Origin of the sequence: Nocardia sp. BSTN01 (assembly GCF_015354405.1) — a bacterium.
Taxonomy (GTDB): Bacteria; Actinomycetota; Actinomycetes; order Mycobacteriales; family Mycobacteriaceae; genus Nocardia.
Window position 1 is genome coordinate 193747 of record NZ_JADKYP010000003.1, and the last position, 21530, is coordinate 215276.

The 21530-nt window shown below is 68.4% G+C and carries 20 protein-coding genes; 9 read left to right on the forward strand and 11 right to left on the reverse strand.

What is annotated here, in order from left to right; all coding sequences use genetic code 11:
- Positions 1-4: 4 nt before the first annotated feature.
- Positions 5-361 (reverse strand): hypothetical protein, encoded by a 357-nt coding sequence (locus tag IRT45_RS04325; protein WP_194804568.1) that lies wholly within the window; start codon positions 359-361, stop codon positions 5-7.
- 62 nt (positions 362-423) lie between these two features.
- Between IRT45_RS04325 and IRT45_RS04330 the strand changes: the two genes are divergently transcribed.
- Positions 424-873 (forward strand): MarR family winged helix-turn-helix transcriptional regulator, encoded by a 450-nt coding sequence (locus tag IRT45_RS04330; protein ID WP_194804569.1) that lies wholly within the window; start codon positions 424-426, stop codon positions 871-873.
- Here the strand turns inward: IRT45_RS04330 and IRT45_RS04335 are convergent.
- Entirely contained in the window at positions 870-1319 is a 450-nt protein-coding gene (locus IRT45_RS04335; protein WP_194804570.1) for a hypothetical protein, read from the reverse strand. The two genes, IRT45_RS04330 and IRT45_RS04335, sit on opposite strands and share 4 nt — an antisense overlap.
- Positions 1320-1514: 195 nt before the next feature.
- On the opposite strand from IRT45_RS04335, the gene IRT45_RS04340 reads away from it, so the two are divergent.
- From IRT45_RS04340 to IRT45_RS04355, 4 genes are all read left to right on the forward strand, one after another.
- Positions 1515-3818, forward strand: a complete 2304-nt coding sequence (locus IRT45_RS04340; protein WP_194804571.1) for an FdhF/YdeP family oxidoreductase — start codon at positions 1515-1517, stop codon at positions 3816-3818.
- Between the two features lie 44 nt (positions 3819-3862).
- A complete protein-coding gene (gene fdhD / locus IRT45_RS04345) occupies positions 3863-4699 on the forward strand; it encodes a formate dehydrogenase accessory sulfurtransferase FdhD (protein ID WP_194804572.1) in 837 nt (278 codons plus the stop codon).
- A gap of 76 nt (positions 4700-4775) precedes the next feature.
- A complete protein-coding gene (locus IRT45_RS04350) occupies positions 4776-5150 on the forward strand; it encodes a nuclear transport factor 2 family protein (RefSeq protein ID WP_030512726.1) in 375 nt (124 codons plus the stop codon).
- A 97-nt stretch (positions 5151-5247) separates the two neighbouring features.
- A complete protein-coding gene (locus tag IRT45_RS04355; RefSeq protein ID WP_194804573.1) occupies positions 5248-5781 on the forward strand; it encodes a hypothetical protein in 534 nt (177 codons plus the stop codon).
- Between the two features lie 201 nt (positions 5782-5982).
- On the opposite strand, the gene IRT45_RS04360 is transcribed toward IRT45_RS04355, so the two are convergent.
- Together IRT45_RS04360 and IRT45_RS04365 are read right to left on the reverse strand one after the other, a co-directional pair.
- Positions 5983-6441 carry a MarR family winged helix-turn-helix transcriptional regulator gene (locus IRT45_RS04360; protein WP_194804574.1) on the reverse strand — a complete coding sequence of 153 codons (459 nt, stop codon included), beginning with the start codon at positions 6439-6441 and terminating at the stop codon, positions 5983-5985.
- Positions 6442-6550: 109 nt separating this feature from the next.
- Positions 6551-7156, reverse strand: coding sequence for a TIGR03086 family metal-binding protein (locus IRT45_RS04365; protein ID WP_194804575.1), 606 nt, complete (start codon positions 7154-7156; stop codon positions 6551-6553).
- 158 nt (positions 7157-7314) lie between these two features.
- Between IRT45_RS04365 and IRT45_RS04370 the strand changes: the two genes are divergently transcribed.
- Positions 7315-7890, forward strand: a complete 576-nt coding sequence (locus tag IRT45_RS04370) for a carboxymuconolactone decarboxylase family protein (RefSeq protein ID WP_194804576.1) — start codon at positions 7315-7317, stop codon at positions 7888-7890.
- Between the two features lie 91 nt (positions 7891-7981).
- Here the strand turns inward: IRT45_RS04370 and clpX are convergent, their stop codons facing one another.
- From clpX to IRT45_RS04395, 5 genes are all read right to left on the reverse strand, one after another.
- Positions 7982-9262 carry an ATP-dependent Clp protease ATP-binding subunit ClpX gene (gene clpX, locus IRT45_RS04375; protein ID WP_036499502.1) on the reverse strand — a complete coding sequence of 427 codons (1281 nt, stop codon included), beginning with the start codon at positions 9260-9262 and terminating at the stop codon, positions 7982-7984.
- A 374-nt stretch (positions 9263-9636) separates the two neighbouring features.
- Positions 9637-10305: an ATP-dependent Clp protease proteolytic subunit gene (locus IRT45_RS04380; RefSeq protein ID WP_039777019.1), complete on the reverse strand. Its 669-nt coding sequence runs from the start codon at positions 10303-10305 to the stop codon at positions 9637-9639.
- Between the two features lie 40 nt (positions 10306-10345).
- Positions 10346-10933: an ATP-dependent Clp protease proteolytic subunit gene (locus IRT45_RS04385; protein ID WP_063000731.1), complete on the reverse strand. Its 588-nt coding sequence runs from the start codon at positions 10931-10933 to the stop codon at positions 10346-10348.
- A 265-nt stretch (positions 10934-11198) separates the two neighbouring features.
- On the reverse strand, positions 11199-12578 hold the full coding sequence (tig, locus tag IRT45_RS04390) for a trigger factor (RefSeq protein ID WP_194804577.1): 1380 nt from the start codon (positions 12576-12578) through the stop codon (positions 11199-11201).
- 206 nt (positions 12579-12784) lie between these two features.
- Entirely contained in the window at positions 12785-13366 is a 582-nt protein-coding gene (locus IRT45_RS04395) for an FKBP-type peptidyl-prolyl cis-trans isomerase (protein ID WP_194804578.1), read from the reverse strand.
- 210 nt (positions 13367-13576) lie between these two features.
- Here IRT45_RS04395 and IRT45_RS04400 point away from each other — a divergent pair, with 210 nt between their 5' ends.
- Positions 13577-16072 (forward strand): phosphoketolase, encoded by a 2496-nt coding sequence (locus tag IRT45_RS04400; protein WP_375540057.1) that lies wholly within the window; start codon positions 13577-13579, stop codon positions 16070-16072.
- A 100-nt stretch (positions 16073-16172) separates the two neighbouring features.
- On the forward strand, positions 16173-16763 hold the full coding sequence (locus IRT45_RS04405; RefSeq protein ID WP_194804579.1) for a hypothetical protein: 591 nt from the start codon (positions 16173-16175) through the stop codon (positions 16761-16763).
- Between the two features lie 3 nt (positions 16764-16766).
- Here the strand turns inward: IRT45_RS04405 and IRT45_RS04410 are convergent, their stop codons facing one another.
- Together IRT45_RS04410 and IRT45_RS04415 are read right to left on the reverse strand one after the other, a co-directional pair.
- Positions 16767-17258 (reverse strand): NUDIX domain-containing protein, encoded by a 492-nt coding sequence (locus IRT45_RS04410; RefSeq protein ID WP_194804580.1) that lies wholly within the window; start codon positions 17256-17258, stop codon positions 16767-16769.
- 61 nt (positions 17259-17319) lie between these two features.
- A complete protein-coding gene (locus IRT45_RS04415; RefSeq protein WP_194804581.1) occupies positions 17320-19524 on the reverse strand; it encodes a glycosyltransferase family 39 protein in 2205 nt (734 codons plus the stop codon).
- 344 nt (positions 19525-19868) lie between these two features.
- Here IRT45_RS04415 and IRT45_RS04420 point away from each other — a divergent pair, with 344 nt between their 5' ends.
- Complete coding sequence (locus IRT45_RS04420; RefSeq protein WP_194804582.1) at positions 19869-21500, forward strand: DEAD/DEAH box helicase; 1632 nt, start codon at positions 19869-19871, stop codon at positions 21498-21500.
- Positions 21501-21530: the final 30 nt, after the last annotated feature.

Below are 21530 nucleotides of genomic sequence, written 5' to 3' on the forward strand. Positions count from 1 at the left end.
CCGTTCACCGCGCGAACAGCCATGCCGCCGTGCCCAGGTGCACCGCCGCCAACCCGGCGCAGGTGATCGCCATCGGCGTATTCCGTCGGCGCCCACCGACCATCGCATCGCCGATCTGAGCCAGTCCCGCGACCACCAGCACCGGTAGCGCGGCCGCCTCGTTCCCCGCGACCAGGACGGCCACGGTCACCACACTCAGCGGCAGTGCCCGCGCGGCATAGACGCCGAGAAAGAACATCGCCGCGGAGGTGAGGTCTTCGCCGTCCGCCAGGGCCAGACGCGGCCGCACCAGGCCGATCAGGCAGGACACACCGGAAATCACGGCCACCACCGAATTGGCGACCACTGACAGTATCAACATAATAATTCCCGTCAAAAATCATTCATGTTCTGAATCGTTCAGACAAAGATATACTCGGGGGCGTGAAGCACGTCAAGACCGCGGTTCCCGCGACGATCGCCTTCCGCCTCGGCACCCTGGGCGCGATCGTGACCGATCATTTCGCCGCGGCGATCGAGGAATTGGACCTGAAGCCCAAGCACGTCGGTGTGCTGGTCGCCCTCGATCACGACGTGGCCGCCTCACAGCAGGACCTGGCGACTCGACTGGGCGTCGCCCCCAGCCTGGTCGTGGCGTTGGCCGACCATCTCGAACGGCTCGGGGCGGTCCGTCGCGATCGCGATCCGGACGACCGCCGCCGTCAGATTCTCACCCTCACCGACCGCGGGCGTGCATTGCTGGCCGCGACCGAGGAACGGGCGCAGCGGCTGGATCGCGACTTCACCGGCTCCTTGACCGCCGCACAGCGCACCGCCCTGCAGTCGGCACTGGCCGTCCTCGCCGCCGACGCGGGACTACCGGGCGCGCCCTAGCCGCCCACGACCAGGCAGGCATACCCGATGGGGATGCCGGTGCCGACCGGAAGATCGAGGGTCGCCGCGGGCATCTGCGCGGGCTGCCCGGCCTGCACCGCACTCAGCGTGTGATGTCCCCGAACCGCCGGAACCCACGTGATGAGCGCATACGCCCCACCCGGCGCCGCCACGCCGATCGGAGCGCCGTTGTCGTAGAAGGTGACCGGCGCTACCGGATCGGTGACATTCGCCTGCAGGGTGTAACTACATCCGTCGCCGTAATTGGTGGCGATACCGAAGTTCATGTCGGGGGTGGCGCCGAGTCTGGTCACCGCGGCATTCGCCGGCTGCGGGATCGCGAGCGCGAACACCGCCGCGGCGCCGAGGATGCCGCCCGCCACTACCGCGCCGGCCCGACGGCGCGCCCGCTGCCGGGGCGGCCCGCTGATCGTCGTCTCGTGCATGATGCCGTCCTCGTCGTAGGCGCCGCAGCGCGAACCGAGACCGTCTGTCGTGCGCGATGATCCCCCGACAGCGCCGCACGGTCTGTCGGCACGATACCCCCTAGGCTCGGCCGCGCGGCCCGGTTCGCGGTCTCGATGTCGCGCGATCGGCCGGGCCGGAGACGGCGCCGGCACGCACAGGAGGACGATGGGCCTATGCACCGCACACCGCCGACTCGCGATATCGATGAAGCCCAGCTGGCGGTGACCCCGCCGAAGGAGCAGGCCGCCGGCGTCACGGCGGTCGCGGTCGCCCTCGACCGGGCCGTCGAGGAGATGGGCATCGTTCGCACGGCCCGCACCCTCGCCCGGGTCAATCAGCGCCACGGGTTCGACTGCCCCGGTTGCGCGTGGCCCGAACCCACCGGTCCCCGCCGCCCGGCCGAATTCTGCGAGAACGGGGCCAAGGCCGTCGCCGAGGAGGCGACGCTGCGCACGGTCACGCCGGAATTCTTCGCCACCCATTCGGTGGACGACCTCGCCGGCAAGACCGGGTACTGGCTCGGACAGCAGGGACGCCTGACCCACCCGATGGTGTTGCGACCGGGCGACACCCACTACTCCCCCATCGCCTGGGAGCAGGCCTACCGGCTGATCGCGGACACCCTGCGCGCGCTGTCCTCTCCGGACGAGGCCGTGTTCTACACCTCCGGGCGCACCGCCAACGAGACGGCTTTTCTCTATCAGCTGCTGGTGCGCAGCTTCGGCACGAACAATCTGCCCGACTGTTCGAATATGTGCCACGAATCCTCCGGTGCGGCGCTCACCCGGTCGATCGGGATCGGCAAGGGGTCGGTGTCGATCGACGATTTCGCCGCGGCCGATCTGATCATCGTGGCCGGGCAGAACCCCGGCACCAACCATCCGCGCATGCTCTCGGCGCTGAGCACCGCGAAAGCGCACGGCGCCACGGTGATCGCGGTGAATCCGCTGCCGGAGACCGGACTGATCGGCTTCCGGGATCCGCAGACGGTGAAGGGTTTCACCACCGGCGTCACCATCGCCGACGACTTCCTGCAGATTCGCCTCGGCGGCGATATGGCCCTGTTCCAGGGCCTGGCGAAACTGCTGTTCGACGCCGAGGATCGTGCCCCCGGCACCGTGGTGGACCGAATCTTCGTCGAGGCGCACACCGCCGGATTCGCCGAATACGAAAAGCATATGCGCGCAGTGGATCTCGACGAGGTCGTCGAGGCGACGGGCCTGACCCGCGCACAGCTCGACCGCACCGCCGAGCTGCTGGCCCGCTCGAAGTCCACCATCATCTGCTGGGCCATGGGACTGACGCAGCAGCGCCACGGCGTCGCCACCATCGAGGAGGCGACGAACCTGCTGTTGTTGCGCGGCATGATCGGCAAACCGGGCGCGGGCGTATGCCCGGTGCGCGGACATTCCAATGTGCAGGGTGACCGGACCATGGGCATCTGGGAGAAGATGCCCGACGGTTTCCTCGACGCACTCGATTCCGAATTCGGCATCACCGCGCCCCGCGAACACGGCTGGGACACGGTCGATTCCATTCGCGCCATGCGCGACGGGCGCGCCGAGGTGTTCGTCGGTATGGGTGGAAACTTCGTCTCGGCGACCCCGGATACCGAGGTCACCGAGGCCGCTCTGCGCGCGTGCGAGCTGACCGTGCAGATTTCCACCAAACTCAACCGCAGCCACGTCGTGCACGGCCGTACCGCACTGATTCTGCCCACCCTCGGCCGCACCGACCTCGATCTGCAGGACGGGACGAAACAGCAGGTGTCGGTGGAGGATTCGATGTCGATGGTGCATCTGTCCACCGGACGGCTGCGGCCGGTGAGCGACGAACTGCGCAGTGAGGTCGCGATCGTCTGCGAGCTGGCACTCGCGTTGTTCGGCCCGGAACATCCCGTGCCCTGGGAGCGGTTCCGCCGCGACTACGACCACATCCGCGACGCCATCGCCCGGGTGGTGCCCGGCTGCGCCGACTACAACCGGAAGGTGCGCGGTCGCAACGGTTTCCAGCTGCCGCATCCGCCCCGCGACAACCGTGAATTCCGCACCGCCTCCGGAAAGGCCAACTTCGCGGTCAACGACCTGCACTGGCCGCGGATCCCGCAGGGGCGGCTGTTGTTGCAGACGCTGCGCAGCCACGACCAGTACAACACGACGATCTACGGCCTCGACGACCGCTATCGGGGCATCCACAACGCCCGGCGCGTGGTCCTGGTGCACCCGGACGATATCGCCGAATTCGGTTACGCCGACGGGGATCTCGTAGATCTGATCTCCGAATTCAGCGATGGCGTCGAGCGCCGGGTCACCGGTTTCCGGATCGTCGGCTACGCGACGCCGCGCGGCAACGCCGCGGCCTACTATCCCGAAACCAACCCGCTGGTCCCGCTCGACCACGTCGCCGAGCGCTCCAACACCCCGGTCTCAAAGGCGGTCGTGATCCGGCTGGAACCGCACCGCCACACCACCGCCTGACCGCCCGGCCGCGCGGCGGCACCGACCAGAACTGCGAGGAGCTTGTGAGCAGAGTAACCGCGCGCAGACCCACCCGGCGCATCACGCCCGCCGGCATCGTCTCCCGGCCCGATACCCTCGCCGTGGAGGAGCCGCTGGAACTGCGCGTCGACGGGACGGCGCTGACCGTCACCATGCGCACCCCCGGCAACGACATCGACCTGCTGCACGGATTCCTGTTCAGCGAGAACATCATCGAGTCGGCGGACGACATCGTGTCGGCGAGGTACTGCGCGGGCACCGACGACCAGGGTCGCAACACCTACAACGTGCTCGATATCCAGCTTCGCCGTGCCGTTCCCGTCCAGCCCCGGGGGTTCGTGACCAACAGCTCGTGCGGGTTGTGCGGCACCACCGCGCTCGATCAGGTGCGTACACGCAGCCGCTTCCGGCTGCCCACCGGCTCGCCGCGCGTCGATCCGGCACTGCTGGCCGCGCTGCCCGACGAGTTGCGTTCGCGCCAAACGGTGTTCGAGGCCACCGGCGGACTGCACGCGGCCGGGCTGTTCACCCCCGACGGCACCGTCCTGGCCGTACGCGAGGACATCGGCCGGCACAACGCGGTGGACAAGGTGATCGGCTGGGCACTGCGCGAGGGGCGCGTACCGGCGCACGACACCCTGCTGATCGTCAGCGGCCGGGCTTCGTTCGAACTCGTCCAGAAGGCGGTCATGGCGGGTATTCCGGTGCTCGGCGCGGTCTCGGCGCCCAGTTCGCTGGCCGTCGACCTGGCCGCCGACAACGGCCTCACCCTGGCCGGCTTCCTGCGTGGCGACACGATGAACATCTACAGCGGGCTCGACCGGCTCGAGACCGCACCCGCGGAAGCCACCGGCACCTGACCCGCGAACCGGCGCCCGATCCGCGCAACCCTGCTACCCTGCCAACTAGAACACGTTTCAATTCATGGGAGTTCACATGGCAGCGCAGCAGATCCGCGAAACGGCCGAACGCTACGTGCAGTTGGTGGCCACCGGCCCGACCTCGGAAATTCTGTCGCTCTACGCACCCGACGCCGTCGTCGAGGATCCGATCGGCAGCGACCCGCGCCACGGACACGAGGCCATCGGCCAGCTCTACCAGGCGCTGGAGTCCATGGAGCGCAAGACCGAGCTGCACGCCGCCCGCATCGTCGGCAACCACGCCGCCGTCTCGTTCACCCTCGTCGGCGAGGCCGGCGGCCACCGGATGACGCTTTCGGCCATCGACGCCATGGAATTCGACGAGCAGGGCCGGATCACGAGCATGCGGGCCTACTGGGGACCCGACGACCTGATCAGCGAACAGATCTGAGTCCCGCGACGGCGCCCCCGTAGGCGTTCCACCTCTTGTCCCTGGCGTTTTGCCCGGCTTACCGTAAGGCGACAACCGGCGGACGGGAGGGCGCGCGATGCGGATTTCGGTACACGGCACGGGTGAGGGGGTCCAGGTGCGCATGCGCCTGGACGGCAACCGGTACCGTTGGCTGACTACCAGAATCTCGTTGTGGCTGTTGGCGATCAACGGGATCGTCGTCGGGGCCTGGGCGGTGCTGCTGCCCGAACCGTGGTTTCGCAGCTTCCCCGGTTTCGGGCTGGACTGGGTCGCGATGGACGGCCCGTACAACCACCACCTGGCGATCGACGTCGGGGCGTTCTTCCTCGGCCTCGGCGCGCTCAGCCTGGCGGCGCTGTACTACCGCGACAGTGTGGTGGCGCGAGTCGCCGGGATCGGCTGGCTGGTCTTCGGGATTCCGCACCTGATCTACCACGCCGCGCACAAACCGGAACAGATGAGCGGCGGGAATTTCGCGCTCAGCCTGATCGCCGCCGCGCTGCTGCCCGCACTGGCCGCCGCCGTCGTCGTGGCCGCCCCTCGGGAGCGCGTGCAAGTGCGCGATCCGGCGCCGATGAATATCCGGTTCCCGCGCCGTCGTAGTAGGTGAAGCTACCGCCCAGCCGCCGGGAAAGGCCCTTCGAACAGCAGTAACGGGGCCGCTCCCGCCGGCGATGAGCAAGCATCGGAGAAAAGGTTCAACGGCGAACCACGGAAGATCAACGGCGATCTTCGGCAACGGGCGCGACGGGGCAACCGGTCGTCACCGGCTCCGACCAGCTCCACTCGCTATTGCCACAACTCGATACTTCTACTGTGAATCGGCTCCGGCATCGACGATGTCGGAGCGGGGAACCACCGCAAGCGCCATCAGGGCGTTGAGGAATCCAGTCCGGTCCGCCGCATCCAGGCGGTCGAGCAGCGCTTCTTCCTTGGCCTGGATATCGGCCTGTGCCGCCTGCGCCAGGGCCCGCCCCGTCTCGGTCACGGCCAGCAGGCGGGCCCGCCGGTCGGCCGGATCCGGATAGCGCTCGATCAGGCCGCGCTCCTGTAGATCATCGAGAACGGCGATGATGCGGGTCTTGTCGGCCCCGATCTCCTCCGCGAGCACGCCCTGCCCACGCGCGGGCCCCCGCCCCAGCGCGAGCAGCACCGAATACGCCCACATGGTCAGCCCGTGCGCTTCGAGTACCGGCCGCTCGGCCGCCATCAGAGCACGTCCGAGCGGCACGATCATCGCCGCCAGATCGGGTCGCTGCGCATCCGCCATGCCGAACAAGATACGTGCTCGCCGGTCCGCTTCCGCCGCCATCCGGCCGACTTCGCCGACGCCGCCGCGAGCCCGAGCGCCGAAATGCGCAATTCCATTGTGCGGGCGCTTATTTCACCACAACCGGCCAGGACGGCGACCGCCCCAGCAGGCTGAGGATTCGAGCGAGCGGATCGGAGGGGGCGGCATTCGGCACCGCGGGCGCGAACGCCGAACCCGGTTGCGAGCGGAAGTCTCCGTCGGGCACCGCCTCCGCGATCCGCAGGGCGGGCTCCGCCAGTTCCGGATCCAGGGCGTAGGGCAGATCGATCGCCCGGGCCACATCCCACCCGTGCACGACATAGTCGATGAGATGGAAGCCGATCGCCTGACCGCCCGGAGCGGTGAACCCGGGACCGAATTCGGGAAGGGCGAAAACCCGTTGCGGCACACCGGCTTCGGAGAAAGCCGCCGTCACGTCGGCCGCCGCCTCGCGGTATGCCGCCACCGGATCCGCCGGCGGATCCATCCGCCAGACGGCCGGATCGGCGCCGTGGCCGCGCGCGGCGGCCGCGAAGCCGCGGTGCTGCGCGGCCATATGGGTGAGCAGTTGGGTCAGATCCCATTCGCCACAGGGTGTGGGCCGGTGCAGATCGGCGCCGGCCACCTTCGACACGATCGTCACGCTGTAGTCGACCGCCTTGCGGTCCAGTTCGGAAATATCACGCATATGCATATCGTATGCTGTCGCATATCATATGTCTATGCTTATCGGCTCCCGCTCACCGGCGTGACTAGGCTGGGAATGGGTGAGACCGGCATCACATTTCCGGCCCGTCACATCGCGGGCCGGTGTCTCGTCCAAGGGGTGAACCGTCCTCCGAAGGGAGAATCATGAGTGCCACCCGCATCCCCCCGGTGCCGCCGCAACAGGCGGGCCCGTTGACCCGGGTCATGTACCGCTACAGCAAGCGCAGGTTCGGCGAGGTGCCCGAGCCGATGGCGGTGCTCGCCCATCACCCGAAGATGCTCACGGCCTACGCGGCACACGAATCCCTGGTCGGCCGCGCCACCTCCGTCGTCCCCGACGACGTGCTCGAGATCGCGGTCTACCGGGTGGCCTGGACGATCGGCTGTTCCTGGTGCGTCGATTTCGGCACGATGCTCATGCGGCTGAGCCACCTCGATATCGACAAACTGAAGCACATCGAGGACTACCGGACCTCAGCCGCCTACAGCGACGACGAGCGCGCCGCGATCGCCTACGCCGACGCGATGACCGCCACCCCCACCACGGTCACCGATGAGCAGATCGCGGATTTGCGGGCCCGCTTCGGCGACGCGGGAGTGGTGGAGTTGAGTTATCAGATCGCGCTGGAGAATTCCCGCGCCCGGACGTATTCGGCGCTGGGCATCACCGCGCAGGGCTTCAGCACCGATTCCTGTCGAGTGCCCTGGGCACAGGACTGAGCGAGACGCGATCCCGCATCGCGGGCACGAAAAAGGGGCGGGAGGTTTCGACCTCCCGCCCCTTTCGCAGCTGTCGGAAATGCTCTGGCGATCAGGCCGACTTCTCGCGGCGCTCGGCCGCCTGGCGCTTGCGCGGCACGATGGTCGGCAGCACGTTGTCGTTCACCGTCTCGGCGTTGATGACCACCTTGGCCACATCGTCGCGGCTGGGGATGTCGTACATCACCGGCAGCAGCACTTCTTCCATGATGGCGCGCAGCCCGCGAGCACCGGTGCCGCGCAGGATGGCTTGATCCGCCACCGCCTCCAGGGCATCCTTGGTGAACTCGAGGTCCACACCGTCCATCTCGAACAGGCGCACGTACTGCTTCACCAGTGCGTTCTTCGGCTCGGACAGGATGCGGACCAGCGACTCCTTGTCGAGGTTGGTCACCGAGGCGACCATCGGCAGGCGGCCGATGAATTCGGGGATCAGGCCGAACTTGATCAGATCCTCGGGCATGACCTCGGCGAAGTGATCGGCGGTGTCGATCTCGGCCTTGGACCGGACCTCGGCGCCGAAACCGATGCCGCGCTTGCCGACCCGGTCCTGCACGATCTTCTCCAGCCCGGCGAAGGCGCCGGCCACGATGAACAACACGTTCGTCGTGTCGATCTGGATGAATTCCTGATGCGGATGCTTGCGCCCGCCCTGCGGCGGCACGCTCGCCTGGGTGCCCTCGAGGATCTTCAGCAGCGCCTGCTGCACGCCCTCGCCGGAGACGTCGCGGGTGATCGACGGGTTCTCGCTCTTGCGGGCGATCTTGTCGACCTCGTCGATGTAGATGATGCCGGTCTCGGCGCGCTTGACGTCGTAATCGGCGGCCTGGATCAGCTTGAGCAGGATGTTCTCGACATCCTCACCGACATAGCCGGCCTCGGTCAGCGCGGTGGCGTCCGCGATGGCGAAGGGGACGTTGAGCATCTTGGCCAGCGTCTGCGCGAGGTAGGTCTTACCGCAGCCGGTGGGGCCGAGCATGAGAATGTTCGACTTCATCAGCTCGACCGGCTCGCCGCGGCTGTCGCGGCCCTTGTCACCGGCCTGGATGCGCTTGTAATGGTTGTAGACGGCCACGGCCAGCGTGCGCTTGGCCGAATCCTGGCCGATCACGTACTGCTCGAGGAATTCCCGGATCTCGGCCGGCTTGGGCAGCTCGTCGAGTTTGACCTCACTCGACTCGGCCAGCTCCTCTTCGATGATCTCGTTGCAGAGGTCGATGCACTCGTCGCAGATGTACACCCCTGGTCCCGCAATGAGCTTCTTGACCTGCTTCTGACTCTTTCCGCAGAACGAGCATTTCAGCAGATCGCCGCCATCACCGATGCGCGCCATCTCGTGGGTCCCTACTTCCTTGTCCGCGTGCAACCGTCTGTCCCGGATGCCGACAAGCCGCCTTCGAACAACGCTACCCGCCGTGCATCCGATCAGTGTCGCGCGTCGATCGGATTCTCGCACTTCGGCGTATGTCGTCCGGGTCGGTCGTTTGTGCCGACACCCCATGAGCCAAGGTCCCTAGACCGACCGTACCCGGTCGACGCGACGGAGGTCGACAACTCGAGGATGTTTCTCGCGGAGAGAGTGTCGGAAAGCTCACCCGACGCGCTCTCACCACGGCCGTCCCGGCTGCCGATCCGGGCGGTGCCGACCTCGCTCCGCCGCCCGGATCAGCGTCCGCGGGGCCCGCTCGGCGAGCCCCGCGGCCGGATTCACTTCTTCTGGGCGCTCAGCTTGCGGTAGTCGAACACCGTGTCGATGATTCCGTAATCCTTGGCCTCGTCGGCGGTCAGGATCTTGTCACGATCGGTGTCCTTGCGGATGGTGTCGGCATCCTTACCGGTGTGGCGGGCCAGCGTGGTCTCCATCAACCGGCGCATGCGCTCGATCTCGGCGGCCTGGATCTCCAGATCGGAGACCTGGCCCTGGATGCCACCCTCCAGCGACGGCTGGTGGATCAGCACGCGGGCGTTGGGCAGGCAGGCCCGCTTACCCGGGGTACCGGCTGCCAGCAGGACCGCCGCCGCGGAGGCCGCCTGGCCCAGGCAGACCGTCGCGACATCGGCACGCACGTACTGCATGGTGTCGTAGATGGCCATCAGCGAGGTGAAGGAACCACCGGGCGAGTTGATGTACATGGTGATGTCGCGGTCGGGATCGAGCGACTCCAGCACCAGCAGCTGCGCCATGATGTCGTTGGCCGAGGCGTCGTCCACCTGCACGCCGAGGAAGATGATGCGCTCCTCGAACAGCTTGTTGTAGGGGTTGGACTCCTTGACGCCGAAGCTCGAGTGCTCGATGAACGACGGCAGGATGTACCGGGCCTGCGGGCTCGCCGGTGCGCTACCGGACAGGCCGGCACGCGGGTCGATCAGGGTCATCTTCGTCTCCAAAGTCGATGGGGGATGAGCGGTTTCGCGCTCAGTTACCGGCGCCGTTCGCCTGGCGGGCATTGGTGATCACGCGGTCGATGAAGCCGTACTCCAACGCCTGGTCAGCGGTGAACCAGCGGTCGCGGTCGGCGTCGGCGGTCACCTGTTCGATGGACTGTCCGGTGTGCTGCGCCTGCAGTTCGTTCAACTCCCGCTTGGTGTGGGCGAGCTGCTCGGCGTAGATCGAGATGTCGGCCGCGCTACCGCCGATACCGGCGGAGGGCTGGTGCATCATGATCCGGGTGTGCGGCAGCGCGAAGCGCTTGCCCTTGCTACCGGCGGTGAGCAGGAACTGACCCATCGAGGCCGCGAGGCCGAACGCGATGGTCGCGATATCACATTCGGCGTACTGCATGGTGTCGTAGATGGCCATGCCCGCGGTGACCGACCCACCGGGGGAGTTGATGTAGAGCGAGATGTCGCGGTTCGGGTCCTCGGCCGTGAGCAGCAGGATCTGCGCGCACAGCTTGTTGGCGATGTCGTCGTCGACCTGGGTGCCCAGGAAGATGATGCGGTCGCGGAGCAAACGCTCGTACACCGAATCACTGAGGTTGAGCCCAGCAGTCGCGGATGTCATGACCGGCCCCGACTTCAAAGGTGCCACAGCCTGATTGATTGTCACGGATACCTGCCCTCTCTCGCCGGCACGATGCCTGCCGGCACAGCCTCTGTCCAATATGCGGTCTTCCGGGGCCCTTCGTGGTTACGCAAGCTACCGCCTCCGTCCCCGACGTCCGACCGCGGCCTGATTCGGTTGACACAAACCCTAACGAAACAAGGCGGCACCGAACTCCCGGTACCGCCTTGCTTCGCTTACAGCTGACTCATACGTCGCCGATGGGCTACTCGGCGGCGTTCTCGGCCGACTCCGCGGCGCCCTCGGAATCCGACCCCGTCTCGGCCGGCTCACCGAACATCTCGGCGGTGTCGACCGTGTTGCCGTCGGTAGCGGTGACCTTGGCCTTGAGCACCACGCCGGCCAGCGCCTTACCGCGGCGCACGTCGGCGAAGATCGCGCCGAGCTGTCCAGCCTGCTGGATCTGCTGGATGAACTGTTCCGGCGCCATGCCGTAGCGCTGCGACTGGAACAGGATCCGCTCGGTCAGCTCCTGCTGGCCGACCTGGGTGTTCTCCGATTCGGCGACCGCGTCCAGCAGCAGCTGGGTCTTCACCGACTTCTCGGCGGCCTCCTTGGAGTCCTTGTCGAACTCCTCGCGGGTGCTGCCCTGGGCCTCGAGCGCCTCGGCGAACTTCGCCTCGTCGTGGTCGAATCCGTGCACCGCGTCGTGCAGCACGGCGTCGACCTCGGCCTGCACCGCGGCCTCGGGCAGCGGCACCTCGGTCTTGTCCAGCAGCGCCTCGAGCACCTTGTCGCGGATCTCGCCGGCCTGCTGCACCTTCTTGCTCTGCTCGACCCGCTTGCGCAGATCTTCCTTCAGCTCGTCGATGGTGTCGAATTCGCTTGCCATCTGGGCGAATTCGTCGTCGGCCTCGGGCAGCTCGCGCTCCTTGACCGAGTTCACCTTCACGGTGATGACGGCTTCCTTACCGGCGTGCTCGCCGGCCACCAGGGTGGAGGTGAAGTCCTTGGACTCCTCCGCCTTCAGGCCGACGAGGGTGTCGTCCAGGCCCTCGATCAGCTGGCCGGAGCCGACCTCGTGCGACAGACCGGACGTGGTCGCCTCGGAGACCTCTTCGCCGTCCACGGTGGCCGACAGGTCGATGGAGACGAAGTCGCCCTCCTGCACGGCGCGCTCGACGCTCTTCAGGGTGCCGAAGCGCTGGCGCAGCGACTGCAGCTGCTGGTCGATGTCCTCGTCGCCGATGCTCAGCGGATCGACGGTGACCTCGATGCTCTCGTAGTCGGGCAGCGCGATCTCGGGACGGACGTCGACCTCGGCGGTGAACGCCAGCTCGTCGCCGTCCTCGATCTTGGTGATCTCGATCTCGGGCTGGCCGAGCACCTTCACCTCGGAGGCGGTGACGGCCTCGCTGTAGCGCGCCGGCAGCGCGTCGTTGACGACCTGCTCCAGGATGGCGCCGCGACCGAGGCGGGCCTCGAGCAGCTTGGCCGGGGCCTTGCCCGGACGGAAGCCGGGAATGCGAACCTGCTGGGCCAGCGCCCGGTACGCCTTGTCGAAGTCCGGCTTCAGCTCCTCGAAGGGCACCTCGACATTGATGCGGACCCGGGTCGGGCTCAGCTGCTCGACGGTGCTCTTCACGGACATGCTCCTTGTTCGTTGTTCACTGGTCTGGGTGGTCGCCGGACGGAGGTGTGATCCGCCGGCGACGATGTTCGGGTGCCGCCATGCAACGGCGCTGTTTCCCCCCGAAATCGCATCCGATCAAGGGTAGTCGACAGCGGTATTCGGGCCGCAATCGGCTGGCCCGCCTCGTTCGGCGGCGGCTTTGTCGCCGACGCCGTCGATCAACCGACCTTCACGGCATCGGTGACGAAGACGAGGGTTTCGTTGGGCTTCACACCCTGGCCGCCCTGGCCGTAGCCGAGGTCCGGCGGAATGATCAGCAGGCGGCGGCCGCCCTGTTTGATGCCGATCAGGCCCTGGTCCCAGCCCTGGATGACCTCACCGGTACCCAGGGTGAGCGGGAAGGTCTGGCCGCGGTCGAAGGAGCTGTCCAGCTTCTTCTTGTCCGACCAGGTGACCAGCGTGTAGTTCATCTCCACCGGCTGGCCGGTCGCCGCCGCCGGGCCGGTGCCCTCGACGAGATCCTTGGTGACCAGCTGCTTCGGCGGATCGCAGTTGTCCGGAATGGTGATGGTCGGCGCCTGGCCGAAGCCGCCGGTGACACCGATGTCGTCGGCGGTGCATTCGCGGCCGTGGCTCGCCGTGGGAGCCGCGGCGGCCGAGGTGCCCGCGGTCGGCTGGGCGCCCGCGACGGTGCTCGAGGTCGTCGCCGAGCCGTTGTCGTCGTTGCCGCCGCAGGCGGTGAGGGCGACCGCCGCGACCGCGACGGCGGCCGTGCCGATGATCCTGGCCAAAGTCTGCATGCGCCGCACCCTAATCGGTGCGGCGGACCGACCGGCTGTGGGCCCCGTCACCGCTGCCCGATCCGGCGGACACGGGAGGTTTTCCGGCAGCGGGTGCGGATACCCGGGCTGCGGGTGCGGATCGACCCGGGATCGTCGCGGCCCGGTAGCCTGGCGTCGAGTCTCCATCCGAAGCGGTTACCCGAACACCCCACTGCGAGGAGCACGATCGTGACCGACTTGGCGAGTTCGGAAGGACGGGTCCCGGCCACCGACCCGACCGGCGCGGATACGGCGGCCGACAATATCGGCGGCAGCGGCGGGGCCACGATCGCACCCGAACCGTATCGGCTGGCCGAGGTCCCCGGCCCGCTCTCACCGGACGAACTCGCCGATCTGGACGCGTGGTGGCGCGCGGCGAACTATCTGGCGGTGGGCCAGATCTATCTGACGGCCAATCCCCTGCTGCGCACCCCGCTGGCGGCCGAGCACATCAAACCGCGTCTGCTCGGGCATTTCGGAACCGTGCCGGGACTGAATCTGGTGTGGGCCCATGCCAATCGGGCGATCCGGGCCCGCGATCTGGACGCGGTCTTCGTCGCCGGGCCGGGACACGGGGGTCCGGGGCCGAATGCGTGTGCCTGGCTGGAAGGCACGTATTCCGAGCTGTACAGCAATATTTCGCGCGACGGGACGGGAATGGGCGCGCTGTTCGCCCAGTTCTCCTATCCCGGCGGCGTGCCCAGCCATTGCGCGCCCGAGACACCCGGTTCCTTCCACGAGGGCGGCGAACTCGGCTATTCCCTGCTGCACGCCTACGGCGCCGCGCTCGACCATCCCGACCTGACGGTGTTCTGCGTGATCGGCGACGGCGAGGCCGAGACCGGGCCGCTGGCGACCAGCTGGCACGCGAACAAATTCCTCAATCCGGCGCGCGACGGCGCGGTGCTGCCGATTCTGGCGCTCAACGAATACAAGATCGCGAATCCGACCCTGCTGGCCCGCATTCCGGAATCCGAACTGCTGTCGCTGCTGCACGGTTACGGCTACGACCCGATCATCGTCGCCGGGCACGACCCCGCGGCCGTCCACCAGGCGATGGCCGCCGCGCTGGATCGCGGCCTGGACCGCATCGCCGAGTTCCAGCGCGCCGCGCGCCAGAGTGCCGATGGGACACGTCCCCGCTGGCCGATGATCGTGCTGCGCACGCCGAAGGGCTGGACGTGCCCGCCGGTGGTCGACGGCGACCAGGTGGAGGGCACCTTCCGCGCCCATCAGGTGCCGCTCCCGGCCGCGCGTTCCGACGACGGTCACCGCCGGGTGCTCGAGCAGTGGCTGCAGTCGTATCGTCCCGCGGAATTGTTCGACGAGGACGGCCGACCGTATCCGCAGTTGCTGCGCCAGGTCCCGGCGGGGCCGCGGCGGATGAGCGCGAATCCGGTGGCCAACGGCGGCGCGACGATGCAGGATCTGCGACTGCCCGATTGGCGGCGCTACGGCGTGGAGGTCCCCGTGCCGGGCGCCACCTCGCACGAGGCCACCCAGGTGCTGGGTACGTGGCTGCGCGACGTCACCGCTGCCAACCGCGACAATTTCCTGATCTTCGCACCCGACGAATTGGCCAGTAACCGGCTCCAGGACGTCCTCACCGTCACCGGCCGCAACTGGCAGGCCGACATCGGGGAATTCGACGTGAAATTGGACCGGCGCGGCCGCGTGATCGAGGTGCTGTCGGAACATATGTGCCAGGGCCTGCTGGAGGGCTATCTGCTCACCGGGCGCCACGGCGTGTTCACCTGCTACGAGGCGTTCATCCACATCGTCGACGCGATGTTCAACCAGCACGCGAAATGGCTGGACGCCAGCGGCGCGGTGCCGTGGCGCCGGCCCGTTCCGAGCCTGAATTATCTGCTGACCTCCCATGTGTGGCGGCAGGATCACAACGGATTCACCCATCAGGACCCGGGTTTCCTCGATGTGGTGATGAACAAGCAGCCTTCGATCGTGCGCGTCTATCTGCCGCCGGACGCCAACACGCTGCTGTCGACCTACGACCACTGCCTGCGTTCCCGTCATTACGTGAACGTGGTGGTGGCCGGCAAACAGCCGCAGGCGGATTGGCTGTCGGTCGACGAGGCGCGTCTGCACTGTGCCCGCGGGGCCGGTATCTGGGAATGGGCCGGCCACAACGACGAGACGGGCACGACGCCCGATGTGGTGCTGGCCTGCGCCGGCGATGTACCGACCCTGGAGACGCTGGCGGCCGCCGCCATTCTGCGGGAACGGCTGCCGCGGTTGCGCATTCGCGTGGTGAACGTGGTCGATCTGATGCGGCTGCTGCCGGCGGACGAACATCCGCACGGCCTGCCCGATCGCGAATTCGACACCTTGTTCACCCGAGATCGGCCGATCATCTTCGCCTTCCACGGCTATCCCTGGCTGATTCACCGGCTCACCTATCGGCGCACCAACCATGCCGGGCTGCACGTGCGCGGATACAAGGAGAAAGGCACCACCACGACCCCGTTCGACATGGTGATGCTCAACGACCTCGACCGCTATCACCTGGTGATGGATGTGATCGACCGCGTTCCCGGACTGGGCACCCAGGCGGCCGGACTGCGCCAGGACATGGCCGACGCCCGTCTGGCCGCGCGTATCTGGACACGCGAGCACGGCGCCGATATGCCGGAGGTGGCCGACTGGCGCTGGCCGTACGGCCGATAACCCTCGCCCGTACCCGTCGAACAGCGCGGACGCGTGTTCGGAGTTAGGCTCCGCGTGTGCCCGCCGGGACTGGGGTACGAACGAGGAACGGAAATGCCGCATGGAACTGCGCTCTACCACCGCGGTGGTCCCCGCCGTGCCGCCTGTCGATCCGACGCCCCCGGGGACGGCATCGTTCACCGTGCATTTCACGGGATATCTCTATGCCGTCGGACTGCGCGACGCCTTCGCCGATCTGATCGCGCGGCACGAACAGCTCCGCACCGTGTACCCGATGCCCGGTTCGAGCGCCGCGCCGCGCGTTTTGTCCGCGACCGCCGCGGTTCTGCCACGACTGGTGCCGACGCCGGTGGCCGCGGCCGAACTGCCGGAGGCGATCACCGAATTCTTGGACGCGGAAACCGCTGCGCCGCTGGCGGTTCCGGTGCGGGCGAGGACTTTCCGGCCGCTCGGCGATCCCGAGGACGTTCCGCACCATCTGCTGGTGGTGATTCTGCGGCGGGCCGCGGTCGACCGCATATCGCCGGCCCGGCTGGCACGCGATCTCATGACCGCCTACGCCGCGCGTCGCCGCAACCTCGTCCCGACGTGGGACGCGGCGCGCCCCGCCCATCGGCTGACCGTCCACGAACTCCAGGGCGTCCGCCTCGTCGAATCCGGTGGCGAAGGGATCGCCGACGACTACCGCTGAACCTCAGCCCTCAGCGAGCACCTCGGTGAGACGGTCCAGAAACGGACGCTGACCAGTGACGATCTTCTCGCGGGCGAGCTCCGGTTCGAGCCACTGGACCCGATCGATCTCCGGGAACGTCTGCATGCGGCCGGATCTCGGCGGCCACTGCATCTCGAAGGTGCCGGGGACCACCTGCTCCGGATCCAGGTCACCGGCCACCGCCCACACGGTGACCCGCTTGCGGGAGCGGCCGCTGCCGTACTGTGACTCCCCCAGCGCGATCCAGTCACCGTCGGGTACGGGCAGGCCCAGTTCCTCGGTGAACTCACGCGCCGCGGCCGTCCGGGCATCCTCGGAATCCGGTGCGTACTCGCCCTTGGGGACCGACCAGGCACCGGCATCCTTGCGCGCCCAGTACGGACCGCCCATATGTCCGAGCAACACCTGCAGCCGCGGGGCATGCCGGAACAGCAGAACTCCCGCACTGTATGTCGACGCCGTGGCTCCGGTCATGGTCGCAGTCTGCCGCACCGAACCGAGGCGGTGGCGACGCAGGGCCGCCCCGCGCCGCGGGTTATCGGGCGGCCGTCGGCGCCGTCAGGTCGTAGACCTTGGTACCGCCGACATCGGTCGCCGCGTACGTACTCTCGACCCACTGGGCGATCCGGCTCGCCGCCGAGGTCTCCGCCGATCCGGGGCCGCGCCGCTCGGACCCGACGAAGTAGTGGATGCGCCCCTGTGCGACATCGGCGCGGAACTGATCGAGGGTCGGGGACGGATCGCCGCCACCGAATCCGCCGATCGGCATGACCGCGTAGCCCGAATCGAGCTGTAGGTCCGCGGCACCCATCGAGCTGATCGCCGCGGCCGCCCACGTGTAGCCGGCGCCGTTGTTCTTCAGCAGATCGATCAACTGCTGATTCGTCCGCTCACCCATACCGGGACCGGCAGGACGGTCGGTGACCGCGCGCTGCCCTGCGCCGGGTGCGGTAGCCGCCGGCTCGCCGGACCGGGGCGCCCGGCCCGGTTGTCCGGGAGCCTGGGCGGCACCGGCCGAATCCGAACCGTTGTCCGCCGGTCCTGCGCCGGGTCCGGCCGCAGCGCATCCGTTCTCCGACCCAGCAGACGGGGCGCCGGCTACCTCCTGGCCCGGGGCACCCGGACGAGTTCCGTTCGTGCCCGGTGCGGGTGTGGACGGTCCGCTGCCGGTACCGCCCGGCATACCCGGCCCGGCGGGTCCACACGCACCACCGGGGCCGCCCGGTCCGAAGCCGAAGCCGAACCCGCCGCTGGTCTTCGGTCCGGCCAGGACGATCCCGCCGTTGTGGGCGGTAGCGATGGTCTGGATCGAGTAGGCCACCGGTCCGGCGATCGCGACGGCCACTGCGAGGACGGCTGTCCAGGCGGCTGTCCGGCGCGGTTGCGGTATCACCAGCGCGACGGTCGCGACTGCACCGGCGACGCCGATGATCCACCGCAACCACGGCACGAAATCCGGGGTGCGATCGAGCAGTATCACCGCGGTGACCGTCGTCAGCGCGGCGGCAGCGGCCAGAACGAGACGGACACCGAGCCGATCGCGCTGCCGCCACAGCACCACCGCCCCGATCGCCGCCGCACCGGCGACGCCGGGGGCCAGGGCAACGGTGTAGTACTGGTGGAAGATTCCCTTCATGAAGCTGAACACCAGGGCGGTGACCAGCGCCCAGCCACCCCACAGCAGCAGTGCGGCCCGCCGGGTGTCGGTGCGGGACGCCTTGCCGCACAGCACGACAGCCGTGACGCACAGGATCAGCGCCGCCGGGATCAACCAGGCGATCTGACCGCCGACGGTCTCGCTGAACAGCCGCGTGATTCCGGCCTCCGAACCGAACGACGGTCCGTGGCCACGCCCGCCGGGTCCGGGCGGACCGCCGAATCCGCCGCCGGAATCGACGCCGAGCCGCTGCAGTCCGTTGTAGCCGAGCGTCAGCTCGATGATCGAATTATGTTTGGAACCACCGAAATACGGCCGCGAATCGGCCGGCCACAGTTGCGCGACCAACACCCACCAGCCGGCGCCGACCACCAGCGCGGCACCGGCGGCGAGCAGTTGCAGCAGGCGCTTACCCAGCCGGGGCGGCCCGGCGAACAGATAGGTCAGCGCCAGCGCGGGCACGACCAGCAACACCTGCAACTGCTTGGCCAGGAATCCGAGTCCGACGAAGCCGCCGCACAGCAGCAGCCAGCGCCACCGGCCGTCCTCGAGCGCGCGCGTCATCGCCCACACCGCGGCGATCATCAGCAGGACCAGTAGCGCGTCCGGGTTGTTGTAGCGGAACATGAGCGTGGCCACCGGCGTCACCGCGAGTGCCAGCCCGCCGAGCAGCCCGGCCCCCGGGCCGAAGGTCCGGCGCAGCGTCGACCAAAGCAGGGCCACCGCGGCCACCGCGATCAGCACCTGCGGGATCAGCATGCTCCAGCTGTTCATCCCGAAAAGGCGAGCCGAGATCTCCATCGGCCACAGCGACGCCGGTGTCTTGTCGACGGTGATCGAATTGCCCCAGTCCGAGGAACCGAAGAAGAACGCCTTCCACGATTTCGCACCGGACTGCACCGCGGCGGCATAGAAGGAATTGGCCCAGCCGTTCGCACTCAGATTCCACAGATAGGCGATCGCGGTGCCGCCCAGCAGCGCGGTGAGTCCCAGGTACTCCCACGGCAGGCTTCGGGTGCGGCCCCGACCGGGCGTCGTCACGCCGTCCGCCGGCCGGTCCGGCGCGATAGCAGTTTCGGTCATGGCTGCCATGATGGTCGGCCGCGCCGCCGACCGGCTGGGACGGCGCTGGGAGAAACCTGTGAACCCGCACAGCGGTCCACGCGGCCCGGTGATCCACGTCGCCCGGTGAGGAGAGAACCGTCACTCTCCCGCGATACCGGGGAAACCGCCGGGACGGGATAGGCTGATCGAGGAGTATCGGTAACTCGTTCTCCCTCCGTCGTGGATGTCTACTCTTCGCGTCGGCCACCAGCGGTCGGTCTCCGCGCGGGTCCCCAACCCCAGCGCGGCGGCAGCACAGCACCGCTGCAACCCCAGCGCCGCTGCGGTTCACCTCTGCTGCTCGAAAGGCACCACGACTACTCATGACGACTCGTTCATCGAGCCCTGCCACCACGTTCGACGCCCTCGGCGTCGGCGCTCCGCTGGTGCGCGCGCTGACCGCGCAGGGTTTCACGGCACCGCTGCCGATCCAGGCCGCGACGCTTCCGGACACGCTGGCCGGCCGCGATGTGCTCGCTCGCGGGCGCACCGGCAGCGGTAAGACGCTCGCCTTCTCGATTCCGATGGTCGACCGGCTGCATCGGCTCGGTCGCCGGCGCGTCCCGGGCCGGCCCGCGGGTCTGGTGCTGGCGCCCACCCGCGAACTGGCCACTCAGATCGCGGCGACCCTCCAGCCACTGACCGAGGCCTGCGAGCTGCGGGTGGTGACGGTGTTCGGCGGGGTGCCGCAGGCTCGTCAGGTCCGCGAGCTGCGCTCGGGGGCGGATATCGTCGTCGCCTGCCCGGGCCGGCTGGAGGATCTGATCAAACAGGGCCTGGTCGCCCTGGACGAGGTGCGGATCACCGTGCTGGACGAGGCCGACCACATGGCCGATCTCGGCTTCCTGCCCGGCGTCACCCGAATCCTGGCCGCGACCCCCGCCGACGGTCAGCGGATGCTGTTCTCCGCCACCCTGGACAACGGCGTGAACAAACTGGTGCAGCGCTTCCTGCGAAATCCGTTGTCGCACACGGTCGACGAGGCCCACTCACCGGTGCCCGCGATGACCCATCACGTCTTCGAGATCGGTGACAGCGAGGCCAAGCGCGCGCTGGTCCACACCCTCGCCTCCGGAACGGGGCGGCGAATCCTGTTCATGCGCACCAAACATCATGCGCGACGGCTGGCCAAGCAGCTCACCACCGCCGGGATTCCGGCCGCCGATCTGCACGGCAATCTGTCGCAGGTCGCGCGCGACCGCAATCTGGCCGCCTTCGCCGACGGCACCACGCGCGTCCTGGTCGCGACCGATATCGCGGCCCGCGGCGTCCACGTCGACGATGTCGAACTCGTCGTGCATGTCGACCCGCCCGCCGAACACAAGGCCTATCTGCACCGCTCGGGGCGCACCGCCCGCGCCGGTAGCACCGGCGACGTCGTGACGATCATGCTGCCGGAACAGCGCAAGGACGTCGCGGTACTGCTGCGCAAGGCCGGACTCGACGTCCGCCCGCAGCAGGTGAGCCCGGATTCGGCCCAGGTCACCGCATTGGTCGGCACGGTCGCGGCGCCGGTTGCGCCCGCCGCGAAACCCGAACGCGCCGAGCAGAATTCCCGCCGCCCCGCCCGAGCCGACAGCGCGGCCCGCAAACCTCGGCGACGTGGCCCGGCGACGAGGAGCGAACGCGGCGAATCGGCGCACAGCGGCCGCACCACGGATACCGACGGCCGTGCCACGTCACGGCGCCGGAGCGCCGTGGACAACGACCGCGCCGCCGCATCGGACAACCGACGGAGCGGAGGAGGGCGGCCCGCTCGCGAACTCCGCGACGGCCCTGCCCGCACAGGCGGCAAGCAGTCGGCGCGCGAACGCGGCGCCGCCGGAACGGGCCGGACCGAGCGCGGTTCGTCGGGCCGCTCGCCGGGTTCCGCACGCTCGGCCGGCGGAACGAAACGCGTTCACGCGCAACCGCATTCGGCCGGCTCCGCCCGGCCGGCGCGTCACGGTCGATAACACGCAGCCGGGGTACGCGGCCGCGCACCT

What these genes read in the sequence shown, in the direction of transcription:
- IRT45_RS04355 (WP_194804573.1), top strand. Translation starts at nt 5,248, where the DNA reads ATGCGGATTTCGGTACACGGCACGGGTGAGGGGGTCCAGGTGCGCATG.
- IRT45_RS04325 (WP_194804568.1), bottom strand. Translation starts at nt 361, where the DNA reads ATGTTGATACTGTCAGTGGTCGCCAATTCGGTGGTGGCCGTGATTTCC.
- clpX (WP_036499502.1), bottom strand. Translation starts at nt 9,262, where the DNA reads ATGGCGCGCATCGGTGATGGCGGCGATCTGCTGAAATGCTCGTTCTGC.
- IRT45_RS04350 (WP_030512726.1), top strand. Translation starts at nt 4,776, where the DNA reads ATGGCAGCGCAGCAGATCCGCGAAACGGCCGAACGCTACGTGCAGTTG.
- IRT45_RS04420 (WP_194804582.1), top strand. Translation starts at nt 19,869, where the DNA reads ATGACGACTCGTTCATCGAGCCCTGCCACCACGTTCGACGCCCTCGGC.
- IRT45_RS04370 (WP_194804576.1), top strand. Translation starts at nt 7,315, where the DNA reads ATGAGTGCCACCCGCATCCCCCCGGTGCCGCCGCAACAGGCGGGCCCG.
- IRT45_RS04335 (WP_194804570.1), bottom strand. Translation starts at nt 1,319, where the DNA reads ATGCACGAGACGACGATCAGCGGGCCGCCCCGGCAGCGGGCGCGCCGT.
- IRT45_RS04340 (WP_194804571.1), top strand. Translation starts at nt 1,515, where the DNA reads ATGCACCGCACACCGCCGACTCGCGATATCGATGAAGCCCAGCTGGCG.
- IRT45_RS04365 (WP_194804575.1), bottom strand. Translation starts at nt 7,156, where the DNA reads ATGCATATGCGTGATATTTCCGAACTGGACCGCAAGGCGGTCGACTAC.
- IRT45_RS04380 (WP_039777019.1), bottom strand. Translation starts at nt 10,305, where the DNA reads ATGACCCTGATCGACCCGCGTGCCGGCCTGTCCGGTAGCGCACCGGCG.
- IRT45_RS04410 (WP_194804580.1), bottom strand. Translation starts at nt 17,258, where the DNA reads ATGACCGGAGCCACGGCGTCGACATACAGTGCGGGAGTTCTGCTGTTC.
- IRT45_RS04395 (WP_194804578.1), bottom strand. Translation starts at nt 13,366, where the DNA reads ATGCAGACTTTGGCCAGGATCATCGGCACGGCCGCCGTCGCGGTCGCG.
- IRT45_RS04385 (WP_063000731.1), bottom strand. Translation starts at nt 10,933, where the DNA reads ATGACATCCGCGACTGCTGGGCTCAACCTCAGTGATTCGGTGTACGAG.
- IRT45_RS04405 (WP_194804579.1), top strand. Translation starts at nt 16,173, where the DNA reads ATGGAACTGCGCTCTACCACCGCGGTGGTCCCCGCCGTGCCGCCTGTC.
- IRT45_RS04415 (WP_194804581.1), bottom strand. Translation starts at nt 19,524, where the DNA reads ATGACCGAAACTGCTATCGCGCCGGACCGGCCGGCGGACGGCGTGACG.
- IRT45_RS04360 (WP_194804574.1), bottom strand. Translation starts at nt 6,441, where the DNA reads ATGGCGGATGCGCAGCGACCCGATCTGGCGGCGATGATCGTGCCGCTC.